The 14,394-nt window shown below is 44.2% G+C and carries 16 protein-coding genes; 3 read left to right on the forward strand and 13 right to left on the reverse strand.

Annotated features, from left to right (window positions below):
• Positions 1 to 27 precede the first annotated feature (27 nt).
• The 9 genes from DPF90_RS15910 to DPF90_RS15950 form a co-directional block, all read right to left on the reverse strand.
• Positions 28 to 216, reverse strand: coding sequence for a hypothetical protein (locus tag DPF90_RS15910; RefSeq protein WP_114787324.1), 189 nt, complete (start codon positions 214 to 216; stop codon positions 28 to 30).
• A 140-nt stretch (positions 217 to 356) separates the two neighbouring features.
• Entirely contained in the window at positions 357 to 1,007 is a 651-nt protein-coding gene (locus tag DPF90_RS15915) for a hypothetical protein (protein ID WP_114787325.1), read from the reverse strand.
• The gene (locus DPF90_RS15920) at positions 994 to 1,446 is read right to left on the reverse strand and encodes a hypothetical protein (protein WP_114787326.1); all 453 of its coding nucleotides are present in this window, start codon (positions 1,444 to 1,446) and stop codon (positions 994 to 996) included. The genes DPF90_RS15915 and DPF90_RS15920 overlap by 14 nt, the downstream gene beginning before the upstream one ends.
• The gene (locus DPF90_RS15925) at positions 1,439 to 2,032 is read right to left on the reverse strand and encodes a hypothetical protein (RefSeq protein WP_114787327.1); all 594 of its coding nucleotides are present in this window, start codon (positions 2,030 to 2,032) and stop codon (positions 1,439 to 1,441) included. The genes DPF90_RS15920 and DPF90_RS15925 overlap by 8 nt, the downstream gene beginning before the upstream one ends.
• Positions 2,025 to 2,285 (reverse strand): hypothetical protein, encoded by a 261-nt coding sequence (locus tag DPF90_RS15930; protein ID WP_114787328.1) that lies wholly within the window; start codon positions 2,283 to 2,285, stop codon positions 2,025 to 2,027. The genes DPF90_RS15925 and DPF90_RS15930 overlap by 8 nt, the downstream gene beginning before the upstream one ends.
• Positions 2,286 to 2,367: 82 nt before the next feature.
• Positions 2,368 to 4,320, reverse strand: coding sequence for a rolling circle replication-associated protein (locus tag DPF90_RS15935; RefSeq protein ID WP_114787329.1), 1,953 nt, complete (start codon positions 4,318 to 4,320; stop codon positions 2,368 to 2,370).
• Positions 4,321 to 4,324: 4 nt separating this feature from the next.
• Positions 4,325 to 4,657: a hypothetical protein gene (locus DPF90_RS15940; protein WP_114787330.1), complete on the reverse strand. Its 333-nt coding sequence runs from the start codon at positions 4,655 to 4,657 to the stop codon at positions 4,325 to 4,327.
• A complete protein-coding gene (locus tag DPF90_RS15945) occupies positions 4,657 to 4,839 on the reverse strand; it encodes a hypothetical protein (RefSeq protein WP_114787331.1) in 183 nt (60 codons plus the stop codon). The genes DPF90_RS15940 and DPF90_RS15945 overlap by 1 nt, the downstream gene beginning before the upstream one ends.
• 2 nt (positions 4,840 to 4,841) lie before the next feature.
• Positions 4,842 to 5,099: a pyocin activator PrtN family protein gene (locus DPF90_RS15950; RefSeq protein WP_114787332.1), complete on the reverse strand. Its 258-nt coding sequence runs from the start codon at positions 5,097 to 5,099 to the stop codon at positions 4,842 to 4,844.
• A gap of 152 nt (positions 5,100 to 5,251) precedes the next feature.
• On the opposite strand from DPF90_RS15950, the gene DPF90_RS15955 reads away from it, so the two are divergent.
• Positions 5,252 to 5,863, forward strand: a complete 612-nt coding sequence (locus DPF90_RS15955) for a S24 family peptidase (protein WP_114787431.1) — start codon at positions 5,252 to 5,254, stop codon at positions 5,861 to 5,863.
• 25 nt (positions 5,864 to 5,888) lie between these two features.
• Here DPF90_RS15955 and DPF90_RS15960 read toward each other — a convergent pair whose 3' ends face one another.
• The gene (locus tag DPF90_RS15960) at positions 5,889 to 6,089 is read right to left on the reverse strand and encodes a hypothetical protein (RefSeq protein ID WP_114787333.1); all 201 of its coding nucleotides are present in this window, start codon (positions 6,087 to 6,089) and stop codon (positions 5,889 to 5,891) included.
• Between the two features lie 665 nt (positions 6,090 to 6,754).
• The gene (locus DPF90_RS15965) at positions 6,755 to 9,538 is read right to left on the reverse strand and encodes a coiled-coil domain-containing protein (RefSeq protein WP_114787334.1); all 2,784 of its coding nucleotides are present in this window, start codon (positions 9,536 to 9,538) and stop codon (positions 6,755 to 6,757) included.
• A gap of 1,514 nt (positions 9,539 to 11,052) precedes the next feature.
• On the opposite strand from DPF90_RS15965, the gene zur reads away from it, so the two are divergent.
• Positions 11,053 to 11,511 (forward strand): zinc uptake transcriptional repressor Zur, encoded by a 459-nt coding sequence (zur, locus tag DPF90_RS15970; RefSeq protein ID WP_114787335.1) that lies wholly within the window; start codon positions 11,053 to 11,055, stop codon positions 11,509 to 11,511.
• A 15-nt stretch (positions 11,512 to 11,526) separates the two neighbouring features.
• The gene (locus DPF90_RS15975) at positions 11,527 to 11,988 is read left to right on the forward strand and encodes a chemotaxis protein CheX (RefSeq protein WP_114787432.1); all 462 of its coding nucleotides are present in this window, start codon (positions 11,527 to 11,529) and stop codon (positions 11,986 to 11,988) included.
• A 45-nt stretch (positions 11,989 to 12,033) separates the two neighbouring features.
• On the opposite strand, the gene cysC is transcribed toward DPF90_RS15975, so the two are convergent.
• Entirely contained in the window at positions 12,034 to 12,651 is a 618-nt protein-coding gene (gene cysC, locus DPF90_RS15980; protein ID WP_114787336.1) for an adenylyl-sulfate kinase, read from the reverse strand.
• A gap of 11 nt (positions 12,652 to 12,662) precedes the next feature.
• Complete coding sequence (locus DPF90_RS15985) at positions 12,663 to 14,387, reverse strand: SLC13 family permease (protein ID WP_114787337.1); 1,725 nt, start codon at positions 14,385 to 14,387, stop codon at positions 12,663 to 12,665.
• Positions 14,388 to 14,394 lie beyond the last annotated feature (7 nt).

Here is a 14,394-nt window from a genome sequence, read left to right on the forward strand (position 1 = left end):
AAAAGAAACGCTTAAACGCAAAAGCGCTTAAAGCAGACCTGTATCTAAGCCGAGTGCTTTACGCGGCTTTTCAAGTGCATCAACGTTTGCCAGCGCATACATAACGCCAAGCATCACTACTACCGTTACAGCGACCAACATCCACTGTTTTTTGGTAACTCCAAACATATTTTCTAACCCCTTACTGACTAATAAATTGAATGCAATGTGAGTCATTCATCCCCCGCCATGATTGGCTTACGTGCTTTTTAGATAATCACGAGTCAGCGAGTAAAAAAAGGGCACAAAAAAACCTATAGGCTTATGACCTATAGGTTAAAGTGGCGTCTAAATTGTGATTTGGTTAACGCAAGTTTTTAGCCCCTTGCGCCGTGTAATTTCCCATAAATGGCAGGTTGTCCCGTCTCCTTAAAATAATAGTGCCAGCCTTTGAGGTTTTTAATGTCCTCAACAGGCACATCAATCTGTTTGCTCCACCACTGCGCCTCTGAGGAATTGTCTACTTTGCCTATCCATTTATAGCGAGATAGGTTAGTCACTACCTTAGGCACATCTTGCGGACGCTGAAACAAGGGGTGCATGACAAGGCCAAACTGACGACCACCGCGCCACAGCTCACCCACGCGCCCATCAATGGCCCTTGGCGTCACCGATGCGGCCAATTCTTCAATCACAACGTGCAGCTCTTTCAAGCCGTCGGCTAACTGCCAAATAATCTCCGCAAACACACATAACTGACGCTTGCCATACACCCCGCACAGCGACACGACAAACGGCTTTTTCTGGTTCATCAGCTTATGCAAGGTGACGGCAAACTCTTTCAGGGAATAGGTTTTAATGACGTGTTTACGACCGAGTTTGTCATAAGCGTTGTAGGGGTCATAAATGGCGATACGGTTCGCTTTGCGCAATACCTCCGACTTTTGAATGGCGGTGGTTTTACCGCCGCCCGTGGTCGCAGAATACAGCGTGTGTTTCGCCTCTAGCTCTCTGCTATTTTTTGCCACTTTCTGGCTCCTCCTCTGGCTCTGATGTCGGCGTTGGCTTGCGCTTCATTTCCTTAATCGACATCCACATGGAAAACGCCAGTAAACCCACCGCAAAGAGCGCCTGACCCTCTTCTTTGTACTCACCCAGCAGGGCGATAATACCGCCGTCATACTTATTGAGCACAGGCGTAAAGTTACCCACAATCACGGCTTTTTTCTTTTCGGGGATGGCGTAATCTTCATTGATGAAGCTCTTAAACCCCGCCTCTATCATTTCAATCATCCACTCGGCGGTCATTTCCCCTTTCGCGCCCGAAAAGTCGGGTTTGTCTTCCTCTTTGGCCTCTTCTGCCTCTGGTTGCGGGGTAGGCTCGATAGCTTCAAGGTCGCTCAGTAAGTCAGGGCTGAAATCCAGCCCGTCAAGATTAAATTCTTGATCAAGTAAGGTCTCACTCATCGGCTTGACTCTCTTGTTTTGGCTCAGAGGCGAGCGCTTTACGCTTGCGGCGCTTAATCAGCAAATACCCGCCCACAGAGACCATAACCAACACAGCCAGCAATAAGACAAGCCACAACCCGTTACCACCGTCTTGCGGCTTTTTAGGCGTTTCTGTTTCATCCACCACTTGCTGAGTGTCATTGTCGATAATCACAGAGTCTTCCCCTGACATCGTGACATTTTCTTGCTCTGGGAGTGGCGTTTTCTCAGTCAGTAATGGCTCTGGCGACTCGTCCACCAATCCATTCATTTTGACATCGTACAAGGCGGGGTTTTCTGGCCACTTGTTCGCTTCTACTTGCTCTTGTTCAGCGCTGACATCGACATCAAAGCGCTCAGCGTAGGCGTCCAGAGTCGGCGCGTAATTCGCTTTAATGTGCGCCTTGGTGGTGCTGGCCTGAATGGTTTTATTGCAGCCCCCGCAAGAGAGATAAGGCGTATTTTCACGTCTGCCGCCGCTTGGGAAATGGACAGCGGCCAAGGTCTGACACTCAGGGCATGGGGCATACCCAACGATAGGCTTTTGGCTGGAGACTTTAAGCATGAGTGGCTTCTCCCATTTTAGCCGCTACTTTCTCCGCCACCTCTCGCAGTGTTGCGCTTAACGCTTGGTATTCGGCCAAATCACTGAATAGGCTTTCAGGCAAGCCAAGGGCCTCTAAATTAATCTCTCCGCCGCTAATGACTTTCATCAGTGACATAGGGTTAAAGCCTCCTTTGTTTTTAAGCTTTTCGAATGCATTGTTTATGTTGATTTCTAGCGCTTTATGACGTGCAGTAATGTTGTTTAAGTTCATGGATAAAATCCCCTGTCTCTCGACGTTAGTGAAAAGTTGGCCTCTGATTCCCATCGTTGGCGTGTTTGGTTTCGTGACTCACTCAATGCATTAAGCGATATTGCTCTAATTCACTGAGCGCTTGGCTTCGTAATTCTTCCTGCACCTCCTCTGGTATCATTGGCGGCAATTCTTGCGTGAGTTGGTTTTTCCAGTTCGCTTGCCTAAATTGCCATGCTTCAAAATGGCGCTCATAACGACACTGGGCCTCAAGCCGGATATCATCGAGATATACATCATCGGTGTTCATCGTCCAGCCGCGCGCCCCTGCTGCCCACTCCAAAAAGGCATTAGTTTTTTGTTCAAAATCCTCCCCTTCAAATGTGATGGAAAATTGATTGTCTGAACTGGCATGCACACCACGACTGTGCAAGCGCTCTTTCTCGGCTTGAATCTCTTTATCAAGCTGGTTAATAAGTTTGTTTAACTTGACGACAGCACTAACTTTCTGTGTTTTCTTATTGATATCGATGGCCTTTTTAGCCTCAGCCTTTTTAATTTGCTTTCGCCTAATTGTTCGCTGAATTGGCGCTTTCCACTGCTCAAGCCGATAGCCACATTCTTTAATGATTCCGGTCATGTTGTGCACGTCGAAACTGACTAGCGCGCTCCAATCGGGGGCGCGACTGCAACGAGCAATGTTATAGCGATTGCCTTTAATGACCCCTTGGTCGGCGTTTCCACCCTTCGCGGCATACCCCACCGCCTTGATGAGATAACCCGCCGCCGCATCTTTGTATTTGATGCGCTCAAGATGCGCCAATCCATGCCCCCAAAGGCGTTCGATACGTTTTGCCCATGCTTGAAAATGTTCAGGGGCTACTTGCCAATTCAGTAAAAGGTGCACATGAGGGTTAGGTTGTCCGTGTTCATTGGTCGGGCATTCTGCCACCCAGAGGTAATGAAAATCGGCTTTGCCGCGAGCTGGCCCATGTAGCTCTACCTTGCTTTTACGCCCCATCAGAGGCACCGCTTTGTAATGGCCCGAGACTCTGACCTCATCCCCCTCAAACGCAAGGTTTGCTTGCCCAGACAAATGGCTTTGCTTATAGCTAAACCCTCGGTGGTACATACGCTTTGCCGCATCCAGAAAACGGGTCACCTCTTGACCTATGGTCATTTGCAAAGGGGAGTAAGGGGCCATATCTTCCGAAAGCGGCGAGAATTCGCACCCTTCAGAGGTCAAATGAACATTGGAATCAGTAGCAAACAGCTTAGCGCGCTGAAAATCATCAAACGTCAGCGTCAAAAACGTAGAAAACCCGCCATGACACGCCGCTAAATAGGCACCTGATTCAAATATTTTCTTAACAGCATTGGGTGATAATTGGTGTGTGTATCGCTCACCCACTTGCGCTTGCGGCGCATCGCTTGGACTTGGGTGATACTTCACTTGCAATTTGATTTGTTTGGACCAATCGCGTTTAAGAAGGTAGGCGCGACTCATGCCTTTGCTTGGCACATAATCAAGGCATTTGCGCTCAACATCTCGCACCCATCCAGTCTTCATGGCGGTTTGTTCCACGCCGTAGCACTGCGGCTCAACATAAAAGCTTTGGCTCTTTGTACGCGGCGGCATGCGGCGAGAGCGGGTCATAAAGCGGTCTATGTGCTTGTGTTTTTCGTGTCGGACTTTGCCGCCCTTTGACAAGCCTAGTGTCTCCACGGCTCCGCCGTGCGCTCCGCGCCGAGAGTGACTGAAATAATCAGCCGGAATTTTTGAGCATTTCCCTTCATAAAACCGTTTCTCGATTTCACCCAATCGAGCACTTTCTTTAGTGGTATTAAAATGAATTTGCTCTGCAAAATGCAGCTTTTTGAGTTCACTCTCCATCCAATCAGAAGGTGGAGCGTCAAAAAAACCGCTCTCGATAGCGGCTATATTTTTTTCGGTGATGGACACGTCTTGCGCCAAGGCCGTTATGTAGGCCACATCACCAACACTCAAAGTATTGGTGATTTCTCGCTCTGGTTGCGGTTCGTATAAATGATTCATAGTGTTACTTGCTATTTCGTTCAGCGATTAGCGCATTATTACGCTGAATAGCTTTCCACAAGCGAAACGCTCTCAAGGGGGTTTTGGCAGTCGTAAGGTACTCAAATGAAGTCAGGCACTTTATGCCATCCTCCATTGCCCACCGACGGTCAAAATCTGCAAGAATGGTTTGGTCTATTTGGTCAGTCATTTCCGCTGCTTTGGAAGTGCCAACCTCACGAACGGCACAAATCCAAGCGGTAGCAATAACACCCATTTTATTTATGCGACGGGCGGCTCTTAGTGTTTGGTAGGTATCTTTCATTGTTGATTTTCCTTTAAAAATTGATGCGTCCATTATCGATTTCTCCACTCAAGCGTGTTTACGTTTAATTGACGCTTTGGCTTGCGTTTATTCCAGCCATACTTTTCGCGTATTTTTTGAATTTGAAGTAGAGAACGTTTGACCTTCTCTGGGTCTGGGTCAACCATGCCCGCCATATCGGGACAGGGCAGATGGATTGGGTCGGAAACCTGCATACTTACCCCCTCCCATGAACCATTAGCCATTCATCTTTAGCCGCTTTCATTTGCGACTCCAAATAGGAGGCTAATTCTGAGGTATCAACCATGTAAGGCGCTCGCTCACTATCGCGAAGTTTGAACGTTGGGAAAGGCAAATTAGCAGCCTTTGCACGTTGGTTGGCCGTCTTGGGAGTGATTCCCAAGTAATCTACACATATTTCATTAAGAGCAATTGTTGGCCCATGAAGGGCTAGTAACGCAAATGAGACATTCATACACTATCCTTTGTGGTAATCTAACACTATTCAAATACACCTCAGTCAGTTTGAATTACACGGAACGACCTCAAAATGATTCAATGTAATTCATGGCAATTAATACACAGACTGAATTACTTTTCAAGCATATGAGACTAGGCGAAATGCAAATGAAGACTGTTGACGATCAAATTGAGGAATTAAAAGTTCTTACTGGAACATACACAAACGTAGAGTTAGCAAGGGTTCTCGGCACAACTCGCAGCACTATCCAAACATGGAGGAATCGGGAAAAAATCCCTCCAAAGATTTTTTCTAGAGCGAGAGAAATATCACAAAATGGCGGGATAGCGCCACCACCTAAAGGCTATCTACAACTGCCACTTTACGACGTAGAAGTCAGCGCAGGAGCTGGGACTCTCGTTATAAGTGAGGAAAAAGCAAAAGCTATCGTTTTTAGCGAAGCTTATGTAGCGCTTGATATTGGTGTAAATGCTAACAATGTATTCCTAATGCCTGTAAAAGGCGACAGCATGCAACCAACTCTAAAAAATGGCTCACTTGTTATGGTAAATAAAATTGACCAATTCACAGGTGATGGTGTTTATGTGTTCAGATTTGATGGTCAACTTATGGTCAAGCGCTTGCAGTTTTCTAAATACGGTTTAAACGTAGTGAGTGACAATGACAACTACCAACCTTGGGAACTAACAAAGGAAGAGGTCCAAAGCAACGACTTTCAGATAATTGGTGAGGTTGTCTGGTCAGGGCAACGAATGTAAAAAAGGGGGCATAAAGCCCCCTTATTTACTGACTTGCGTCTTTTATTTTTTGTGTTGATTTTTCTATTTCCTGATAATAATCGTAAAGAATATTACCAATCGTAGAGATATGCTCATCAGTTAGCTCAACTCTATCACTATCCCATGCCGACAATGAATCAGCAAGAACGTGTATTTTTTCATTAGTTTCATGAATTAAAGCCAAAGCCTCGCATATTCCTTTCATACATCTTCCCTATTCAACTTAACGTTATTGACTATATTGTTATTACCACGATAGGAATTGAAAGGCTTACTCGTGGGAGGACTGGTTTTACCAGTCCGCACACTGTATTGATTCATTTTAAAAATATCAAACTGGAAATGAGAATATTAGATATAGGCACATGGTTTCAGTACCCCTTTGAATTTTGACAGGATAAAAAATCCCCCTTTAGTACCCCTAAGCGTTGCAAAGCCCTTATCTGGTATGAAAAGCAATCCAATCGAGCATAGGCGCAATAGAAAATCGGTTAGGTCCGAAATCCTTTATAGAATCAGGCTTAGACACCGTAAAACCTCAACTTATAAAAATCAATATCACCACGAATTAGCTAAAACATTGCTCAATTTCGCCCTTTCAGTCCCCCTCAAAGAGTTGGCCAAAGGCAAGTTACAACATCGAGACACGCATTTTATCGAATGGTGAACTCAGGTTTAACACTAGGGTAATTGCAAACAAGATGTGCGTATTATACACGGAGAAGGTAAAACTTAAAAAAGCAGGGTGATCAATACAGTTTGAGGGTTAAGTTTGATATAGAGAAACACGAAGCACTAATTCTTGGTGAGATAAGAATAACCCACCTAACCTCTCTCAAGGCTAGGTGGGTTTTTCTTTATGGGTCTAGATTACTGAAGGCTTTCGATTTGATCGGCGAGTTTGATTTGCTCAGATGCGCCGTGAACGATTGGGCGCAGCACATTATCACGCAAAGTTTGCTTGCCTATCTTGCGCATCGATTCCTCAAACACATGACGGTTGTCTTTACCGACCCAGTTTTTGACTTCGCTGGTCATTTGTGGGGTAAAGATAGCGCGGCATATCTCATCGAGGTGAGCACTGTTATCACTTGGGTTGGCTAAGTCTGCTAAAAACTTATCGCGATTAAACACGTAAACCGAGGTGTCTTTATGGCCCCAGTTACCCGGAATCGTCAGCGCTGAAGACATATACTCTCGACCAACCATTGGCTTAATCAACTGTTTGGCCAAGCGATATAAGTTTACCGCAGGAGCAACAGGGTTGGGGATCTGCCAAGGTTTTTTCGACTTGTTGGCTTCAATCACACTGATGTAATCGCTTGAATCAAGTTTGTTTTCTCTATTGCCAAGGTAACCATTTCGGCTGGTCAATCGTTTGACAATACGGCGCTCAAAGTCGTTGACAAAGCCTTGCTCTTCAGCGAACTTAAACAAAGAATCAATCTGATCAAATCGCTCGTTTTTATTTTGCGGCTCGAGATCAATGCTTTGCTGCTTGGCAATATGCTGCGCTACAAAGGCAGAAAAAGCCGTGTAGTTATCTTTCTTGCCAAGCGCTTTTTGTGCTTTGCCTATTACATCTAGCGTGGAACTATCGGCCTTAATCTTATCAAAGGCTTCGCGATACAGCTTTCTGTAATGCCCGGAGTGCTCTTGACCATATTTAAGTAGCGGCTTGCCTGCTGCTTGTAAAATCTCACTGGCGCTTTTATCTGGATTCTTAACTGCTGTTTGGAAGATGTTTAACCACACTTTTGGCGTCGCTTGATCTTGGCTCAGTTCATAGAGCATTTTTATCCTGCGTTGAATGACTTCAAATGGCGTTTTTCCAGGCTCTGACCAGCGACTGATTTCCTTCTCTTTGTCTGACATATCATCCGACACTTCAAATATCTTGTTGGAGTACTGAACCGCAATTTGACTTAATCCGACGCCACCAATTGTTGCGCCAACACCAGCATACAGCACAGGAGCTATACCTGTTCCAAGTGGTCCACCGAGTATCATGCCAAGCTGGCCGGCCGTAAGGACGCTATTACCAATGGTTTCTGCAATCACCACATTACGCTGATGGCGGTTAAATTGGCTAAGAATACCTTTAACTTCGGTAAGATCTTTATCTGAGCTGTCTAACACTTTTGAGTCGCGGATCTGTTGTAGCCACTCATTCAAAGAGCGTGCTTCTTGGATGCCAAGACCCATTTTGGTTAGGCCAGCAACCACCATTTGCGCCTGTCCAACCACATTGAACGCATCACCCACTTGAGACAGTACACTCGTCAGGCTTTGTACCGATGTTCCTGCCAAGGCTTCTGCTGTTGCTCTGGCTTCAAAGGAAATCATGCCCCAATACATGCCACTTAAACCAGACTCAGTAAATGCTGCTGCCACATAGGCATCGGCAAACTTGGCTACCTTGTCATCTTGGTTGGCTTGGAATTTCGCAATTTGCTGAAGAAGGTCATGACACTTAGCAGAGGATGGATCAAACACCTCACTCTGATTACCAGCCGTTAACAGTTTTTGCACTTGCTCGGGAAGAACACTGACATCAAGATCGGCTTTGGTACTCATCATCTGATTATGGCCAGAGACCTCTTCTTTAAGCTGCTTGAGCTTCGCGATATTATCTGTGAGTGTTTTAAGCTCATCGTCAGCTTGCTTACCTGATTGTAAGATGGGTTTGACCAACTCCAGAACATTGGTCTTAAATTTGAGCTGTTCAAGCAGCGCACTTTGAAGGTTTTGAATTTGCGCATCATCGGTTGCATTAATCAATTTCTCTTTTAGCACCAATTCATCACTGAGCGCTTTCATGACTACGCCGCCAATATCTTCTCTTAGCGATTTTTGCTCAGCTTTTAGCTTAGAAAAGGCTTCACGTGTCTCGTCAGATTCCTCTTTGGCACCTTTCCAACCTGTAAATACCACACCAGCAAATGCAGGGTAAAGTAAGGTACTTTGCGCAGCTAAAACTAAAGAGCGCGGAAGACCTGAGTTCTCCAAACTTACCGCAAGATCATCTCCACCATCAATGACAAGCACTGGCCCCGACTGGTTTGGCGTAAAAGAAGTGACATTATTGACATCACGGCCTCTTATCATCCTCTCCATTGCTACCATATGTTTAGCTCTGTGTTTTAAAAAACCACCTTGCAGCGCTTGCTTCATTTTTTCCAGGGATGGGAAACGAAAACTCTGCTCCAATGCGCCGCCACTCACCTTCCATGGGTGCTTTTTATTAGATGAAGGGGCAATGTCTACTTCCCATGTTTTCTCTATATCTGCTGCCAAAGCTTTATCACTAGAATAATTATCCTGTAAGTAGCTTTTCAGTGATTTCAGAGAGTCAAATATCTTTGGTTTGCTATATAGCTCACTGGATAGCTCCCAAGAAGAAAACCCGCGCCGCGATATTTGCACATCAAACTCTTCACGTAAGGATGCTAACTCATCGTTCAGGGAAGCTTGACCATCTAAACGTATGATCTGACCATTGTCATTGGGCTTACCTCGATTAAAAGGGCTACTGTGAACACGCTCTTGGCTGGTATTTTTCACCTTGGCAATAGAAATAATATTACTGGCAGATTTTTTAGGTGCTGACGTTTCGAGTGGTGTTTCTTGGGAGGGTTTTACAGCTGATAACATTGTTTAACCTTTATATTGATTGTTTTTATTTTATAAGCATTAAGCTTACACCTCCCCAATGCATGGGGATGAACAATATAAATGATAATAAATCCCATTACTATTTGGGTTTAACTATTAATTACAATAGGTTGCATAACATATCGTGATGGATACCCTGATTATTTATAAGTTTAAATTTCCTATCTTTGGCGTATTTCTAATCTAGGTAGAGCTGTTAGTAGGGGATGATTAGTTTGAGTGAAATGATAAATTTCAGGTAAAAAAAAGCTGGCACGGAGAAGCCAGCTAAAGTCTCATTAACAACCCATTACATACTAATTACCTTGAGGCTCTTTAAGCATAGACAAAACTTCTTAATGCATAACAATGTGTCGCTTATTTTTGCCTTTATATCAGGGTTTTGTGTATTACTTCCCGCCATAGAGTAAATACTAAAAGACAAGTAACAAGTTTATGTGACTGATATCGACAATGAGGTTTAAGGAGAAAATTCAGACATAAAACGCACAAATAAAAAAGCTGGTAGCCATCAAGACCACCAGCAAAGTTGTACATAGTTAAAAAGACAAACATGAATGCATATAGTGCATATATCCCGATTAAGGATGGGGATAAAATACGACAAAATAAATAAGCAATCAAGTTCATACTTGTTGAATTTACCCATTCTATATCTCGTTTGTTCATTACTTTATCTTCCGCACAAAGAAAATTAATATAAATGATTGATTTATAATATTTATTATTTGATTTTTTCATAAAGTTTCATCAGAAAACCAACTTCTATTCAAATCCAGAATAAGCACACTTTTTAAATGTTTTTTCAATCCAACTAAGATGGGGTATTGAACAATAAGAAGCCATACACCCAACGTCGGGGGACAGAAGTAACTAGGTGAGACTCCATCGCCTGCCGGGCTGGTTTAGCAGACTTGCAAGCCTTGGCATAAAGTGGTCCTTCTTGTGTTAACCACTGTAAGCAGAGGGATAAAATGTGTGATGGTAGGTAAAAAAAATGCTGACCCAAAAGTGTGAGTTGGAGTCAGCATAGTTCCATGAAGCAAATAAGAGTGTTCAAAAATTACCCATAGGAGCCACTATCCTAAATGACACAATACAAAATTCAATGCATATTTTGTTCTAATTCTATCTATCGATGGGATTTGCTTCTTACCGCATCCTTTAAGGTAAACTTGAGAAATTTCACCCAAAAAAGTGTGATTAAAATCATGAGAAGAGGATTGGCAGCCAAGAATATATTGGTGAATAAAAATAGCCCGACCAAGGTTTTTAGCCCATAACATGACATGTAACTCAATTAAGTCCACAAAGTTAGGACTCCCTTCCGCTTCTAGCGGTATCGTTTTGCTTGCGAATAAGGTAACGTATAGTGTTAACAGCAGTCATAGGAATCAAAAACTTGATCAATTCACTGACTGCTCTATCAGAAATACTGTTTGATAAACGATATTCATCTAGAAATGGTATATTATTACTATGTCCAATGGTGATTGGTGAAAAATTTGGACCACAAGTTAATAGAACAAATTGAAGAAATGTGTGCAGTGCGAGGAGTGAGACTGACTCCTCAGCGAAAAAGGGTTTTCGAGTTAATCTGTGCTAGCCCAAAAGCGTCAAGTGCATATGAGTTACTGGAACAGCTAAAGACGAGTGAACCGCAAGCGAAACCACCCACAGTATATCGCGCACTCGACTTTCTCCTAGAGCAAGGATTCATCCACCGTGTTGAGTCGACCAATAGCTTTATCCAGTGCAATTCATGTAACGCACACAAGCATTACTCACATTTGTTAATATGTGATAAATGCAGCAATGTTATTGAACTTCAAGAGGATAGTTTGATAGCTTTACTGACAAATAACGCTAAAAAACATGGATTTAAAATCACAAATCATGTGATAGAGTCCCATGGAATTTGTCAGTCATGTACAACCGGACAGACGGAATAATATTACACCATGATAATGCGCGCCGAATTTATAAACCCGTTTTTAGCCTCCTTAATGAATGTGCTGAAAACGATGGCTTCTCTAGAATTGAAGCCGCAGAAGCCTCGAGTCAAAAAAGACGAGATTGCTCGCGGTGATGTATCCGGCTTAATTGGTATGGTTGGTCAACCAACTCGTGGGTCAATGTCGATCACATTTGATGAAACGCTTGCACTAGAAATTATGCAAAACATGCTAGGTGAGCGCCCCAATGGCCTGAATGATGAAGTGACTGACATGGTGGGCGAGATCACCAACATGGTAGCAGGAGGCGCTAAACGAATCCTCTCTGAAAGTGGCTTTGATTTTGATATGGCAACGCCGATAGTCGTTTCTGGCAAAGGACACACGATCCGCCATAAATGCGAGGGCGCCATCATCATCATGCCCTTCACCTCAGAATGGGGTAACGCCTTTATCGAAATTTGTTTCGAGTAACTTACTCTGACAAAAAAGCTTCCACAATGTGGAAGCTTTTTTGTTTTAAGCAATAATATGGCGGCTTCTCAGGGTTTGTAAGCACTCTTCCAACAAACGATCAATCGGCTTTTCTCCTGCCTGTAAATCTAGATCGGGCGCAAGAGGTGGCTGATAATCAGAGTCAATACCGGTGAAATTGGCAAGCTGGCCCGAACGCGCTTTTCTATACAGCCCCTTGGGGTCTCGCTGCTCACACACTTGCAAGGAGGTATTGACATACACTTCTACAAACTCCCCTTCAGGAAGCAAGTCTTTAACCAGCTGGCGCTCTTCCCTATACGGCGAGATAAAAGCTGAGAGAACGATTAAGCCAGCATCAGCCATCAGTTTAGCTAATTCCCCAATACGGCGAATGTTTTCACGTCTATCTAGCTCCGAAAACCCAAGATCGCTACACAAACCGTGTCGGACGTTATCACCATCTAAAAGGTAGGTATGATAGCCACGTTCAGCCAAAGCATTTTCTAGTGCGCCAGCGATGGTCGACTTTCCTGCCCCAGATAAGCCTGTAAACCAAACTACAACTGGCTTTTGCCGCTTTATCTGAGATCGAAAAGCTTTATCAATACTGTGTTGATGCCAAGTAATGTGACTGTCTTGGACTTGTACCTGAGATGTCATGAGCGCATCCTTTAAAATGGAAAAAATCTTGGAATAAGAGCAAGCACCAGCAACGAATACACCAAAGAGACAGGAAGCCCAACTCTAATGTAATCCGCCAATTTATACTGGCCTAAGCTGTATACGAGTAGATTAGTCTGATAACCGTAGGGAGAAACAAAGCTTGCACTGGCGCCAAACAACACTGCCATAATGAATGGCATGGGATCGACGCCGTAACCTAAAGCCATGCTATAGCCCAATGGAAAGGCAAGTGCCGCCGCCGCATTGTTAGTAACAAGCTCTGTTAATATCAGAGTAAAAAAATAGGTGGCGACCAGAGCCCCAAAAGCCCCCCAGCCATTAAATGTTTCAATAAACGCATTGCCTAATGAGGCCGAAAGGCCAGAAGAGAGCATCAACTGTGCAATGGAAAGGGCCGATCCCACAATAACCACAATATCGACAGGAAACCGGCGTCTAAGCTCTCCTAGCTGAACCACGCCACTAAACAGTGAGACAAGTAAAAATAAAGACAAACCTTTGATAAGCGAAAGTTCACCAATCAAAGCGGCCACAATGACACTAATAAACCCAATTAAGACTATGCGAGACTTCCGGCTATCAAGACGAGCGCTAGAGTCGAGAGCGTTAACCAATACAAATTCTTTACTCTGGGTTTGCCTTTCCTGTTCGAACCGTTTACCCGGCACAAGAACTAGAGTGTCACCCGCATTAAGCTCGATATTACCAAGGCCACCACGAAGCCGTTCGTGACCACGTCGAATCGCCACTACAACCGCGTCAAATCGCTCTCTAAACTCGCTTGATTTCAATGTTTTGGTGCATAAACTGGCCGAAGAGCTGACCACCACCTCTACTAAGCTTTGACCATTTAGATGGTGCTGACCAAACAATCTTAACCCTTGGATCTCCTGTAAGGTGGTAACACTTTCGATATCACCACAAAACAATAACCTGTCGTTTGCCTGCAACACAAAGTCCGGCTCAACAGATGGCATAACTTCACCCTCTCTTATCACTTCTGCGAGAAACAATTTACGCAAATCACGCAGCTTGTTATCGCTAATACTATTCCCCACCAAATGAGAATTAGGCTCGACAATGGCCTCAAGAAAATAAGGTAACTCTTCTTCTTGCTGCTGGTCATTGGATGGCAAAAAATAACTAAGTGGGATCAGAATCAAAAGCCCTGCAACCAATACCACCAGCCCAATGGCGGTCGGGGTGAAAAAACCAAGGCTAGGAAGTCCTGCATCTTCAACAAAACTGTTAATAATAAGATTGGTTGAAGTACCGATCAAAGTCAGTGTGCCACCAAGAATCGCTGCGTAAGATAAAGGGATCAGCAATTTGGAAGGCGCATGGGTTTGGTTACGTTTTATCGCACCAATTAAGGCCACCACCACAGCGGTATTATTGGTGAAGGAAGAAAGTAACGCGGTTGATAATCCTAACTTGGCAATCACGGTCGCCAATCTCCCAGAGGACAAAGAGCGACTAACCCAACTCACCAAACGTGTCTTTTCCAATGCGCTCGATGCAAGTATCAACAAAACTAAAGTCAGTAAAGAAGAGTTAGTAAAATTTGTTGCGACATCACCTAGCTCTATCCTGCCAGCGAGAAAGGCAACAAATGCTGCCCCAGCAAAAATAAAACTTGGCTTAACGCGCGTGGCAATAAGGCTAATAACAATACCTAATAATACCGCTAGCACAAATCCTTGTTGCCACATCGTGCAC

Origin of the sequence: Vibrio tetraodonis, from assembly GCF_003350295.1 — a bacterium.
Taxonomy (GTDB): domain Bacteria; phylum Pseudomonadota; class Gammaproteobacteria; order Enterobacterales; family Vibrionaceae; genus Vibrio; species Vibrio tetraodonis.

What these genes read in the sequence shown, in the direction of transcription:
- DPF90_RS15910 (WP_114787324.1), bottom strand. Translation starts at nt 216, where the DNA reads ATGACTCACATTGCATTCAATTTATTAGTCAGTAAGGGGTTAGAAAAT.
- DPF90_RS15920 (WP_114787326.1), bottom strand. Translation starts at nt 1,446, where the DNA reads ATGAGTGAGACCTTACTTGATCAAGAATTTAATCTTGACGGGCTGGAT.
- DPF90_RS15925 (WP_114787327.1), bottom strand. Translation starts at nt 2,032, where the DNA reads ATGCTTAAAGTCTCCAGCCAAAAGCCTATCGTTGGGTATGCCCCATGC.
- DPF90_RS15930 (WP_114787328.1), bottom strand. Translation starts at nt 2,285, where the DNA reads ATGAACTTAAACAACATTACTGCACGTCATAAAGCGCTAGAAATCAAC.
- DPF90_RS15935 (WP_114787329.1), bottom strand. Translation starts at nt 4,320, where the DNA reads ATGAATCATTTATACGAACCGCAACCAGAGCGAGAAATCACCAATACT.
- DPF90_RS15940 (WP_114787330.1), bottom strand. Translation starts at nt 4,657, where the DNA reads ATGGACGCATCAATTTTTAAAGGAAAATCAACAATGAAAGATACCTAC.
- DPF90_RS15945 (WP_114787331.1), bottom strand. Translation starts at nt 4,839, where the DNA reads ATGCAGGTTTCCGACCCAATCCATCTGCCCTGTCCCGATATGGCGGGC.
- DPF90_RS15950 (WP_114787332.1), bottom strand. Translation starts at nt 5,099, where the DNA reads ATGAATGTCTCATTTGCGTTACTAGCCCTTCATGGGCCAACAATTGCT.
- DPF90_RS15955 (WP_114787431.1), top strand. Translation starts at nt 5,252, where the DNA reads ATGAAGACTGTTGACGATCAAATTGAGGAATTAAAAGTTCTTACTGGA.
- DPF90_RS15960 (WP_114787333.1), bottom strand. Translation starts at nt 6,089, where the DNA reads ATGAAAGGAATATGCGAGGCTTTGGCTTTAATTCATGAAACTAATGAA.
- DPF90_RS15965 (WP_114787334.1), bottom strand. Translation starts at nt 9,538, where the DNA reads ATGTTATCAGCTGTAAAACCCTCCCAAGAAACACCACTCGAAACGTCA.
- DPF90_RS15975 (WP_114787432.1), top strand. Translation starts at nt 11,527, where the DNA reads ATGCGCGCCGAATTTATAAACCCGTTTTTAGCCTCCTTAATGAATGTG.
- cysC (WP_114787336.1), bottom strand. Translation starts at nt 12,651, where the DNA reads ATGACATCTCAGGTACAAGTCCAAGACAGTCACATTACTTGGCATCAA.
- DPF90_RS15985 (WP_114787337.1), bottom strand. Translation starts at nt 14,387, where the DNA reads ATGTGGCAACAAGGATTTGTGCTAGCGGTATTATTAGGTATTGTTATT.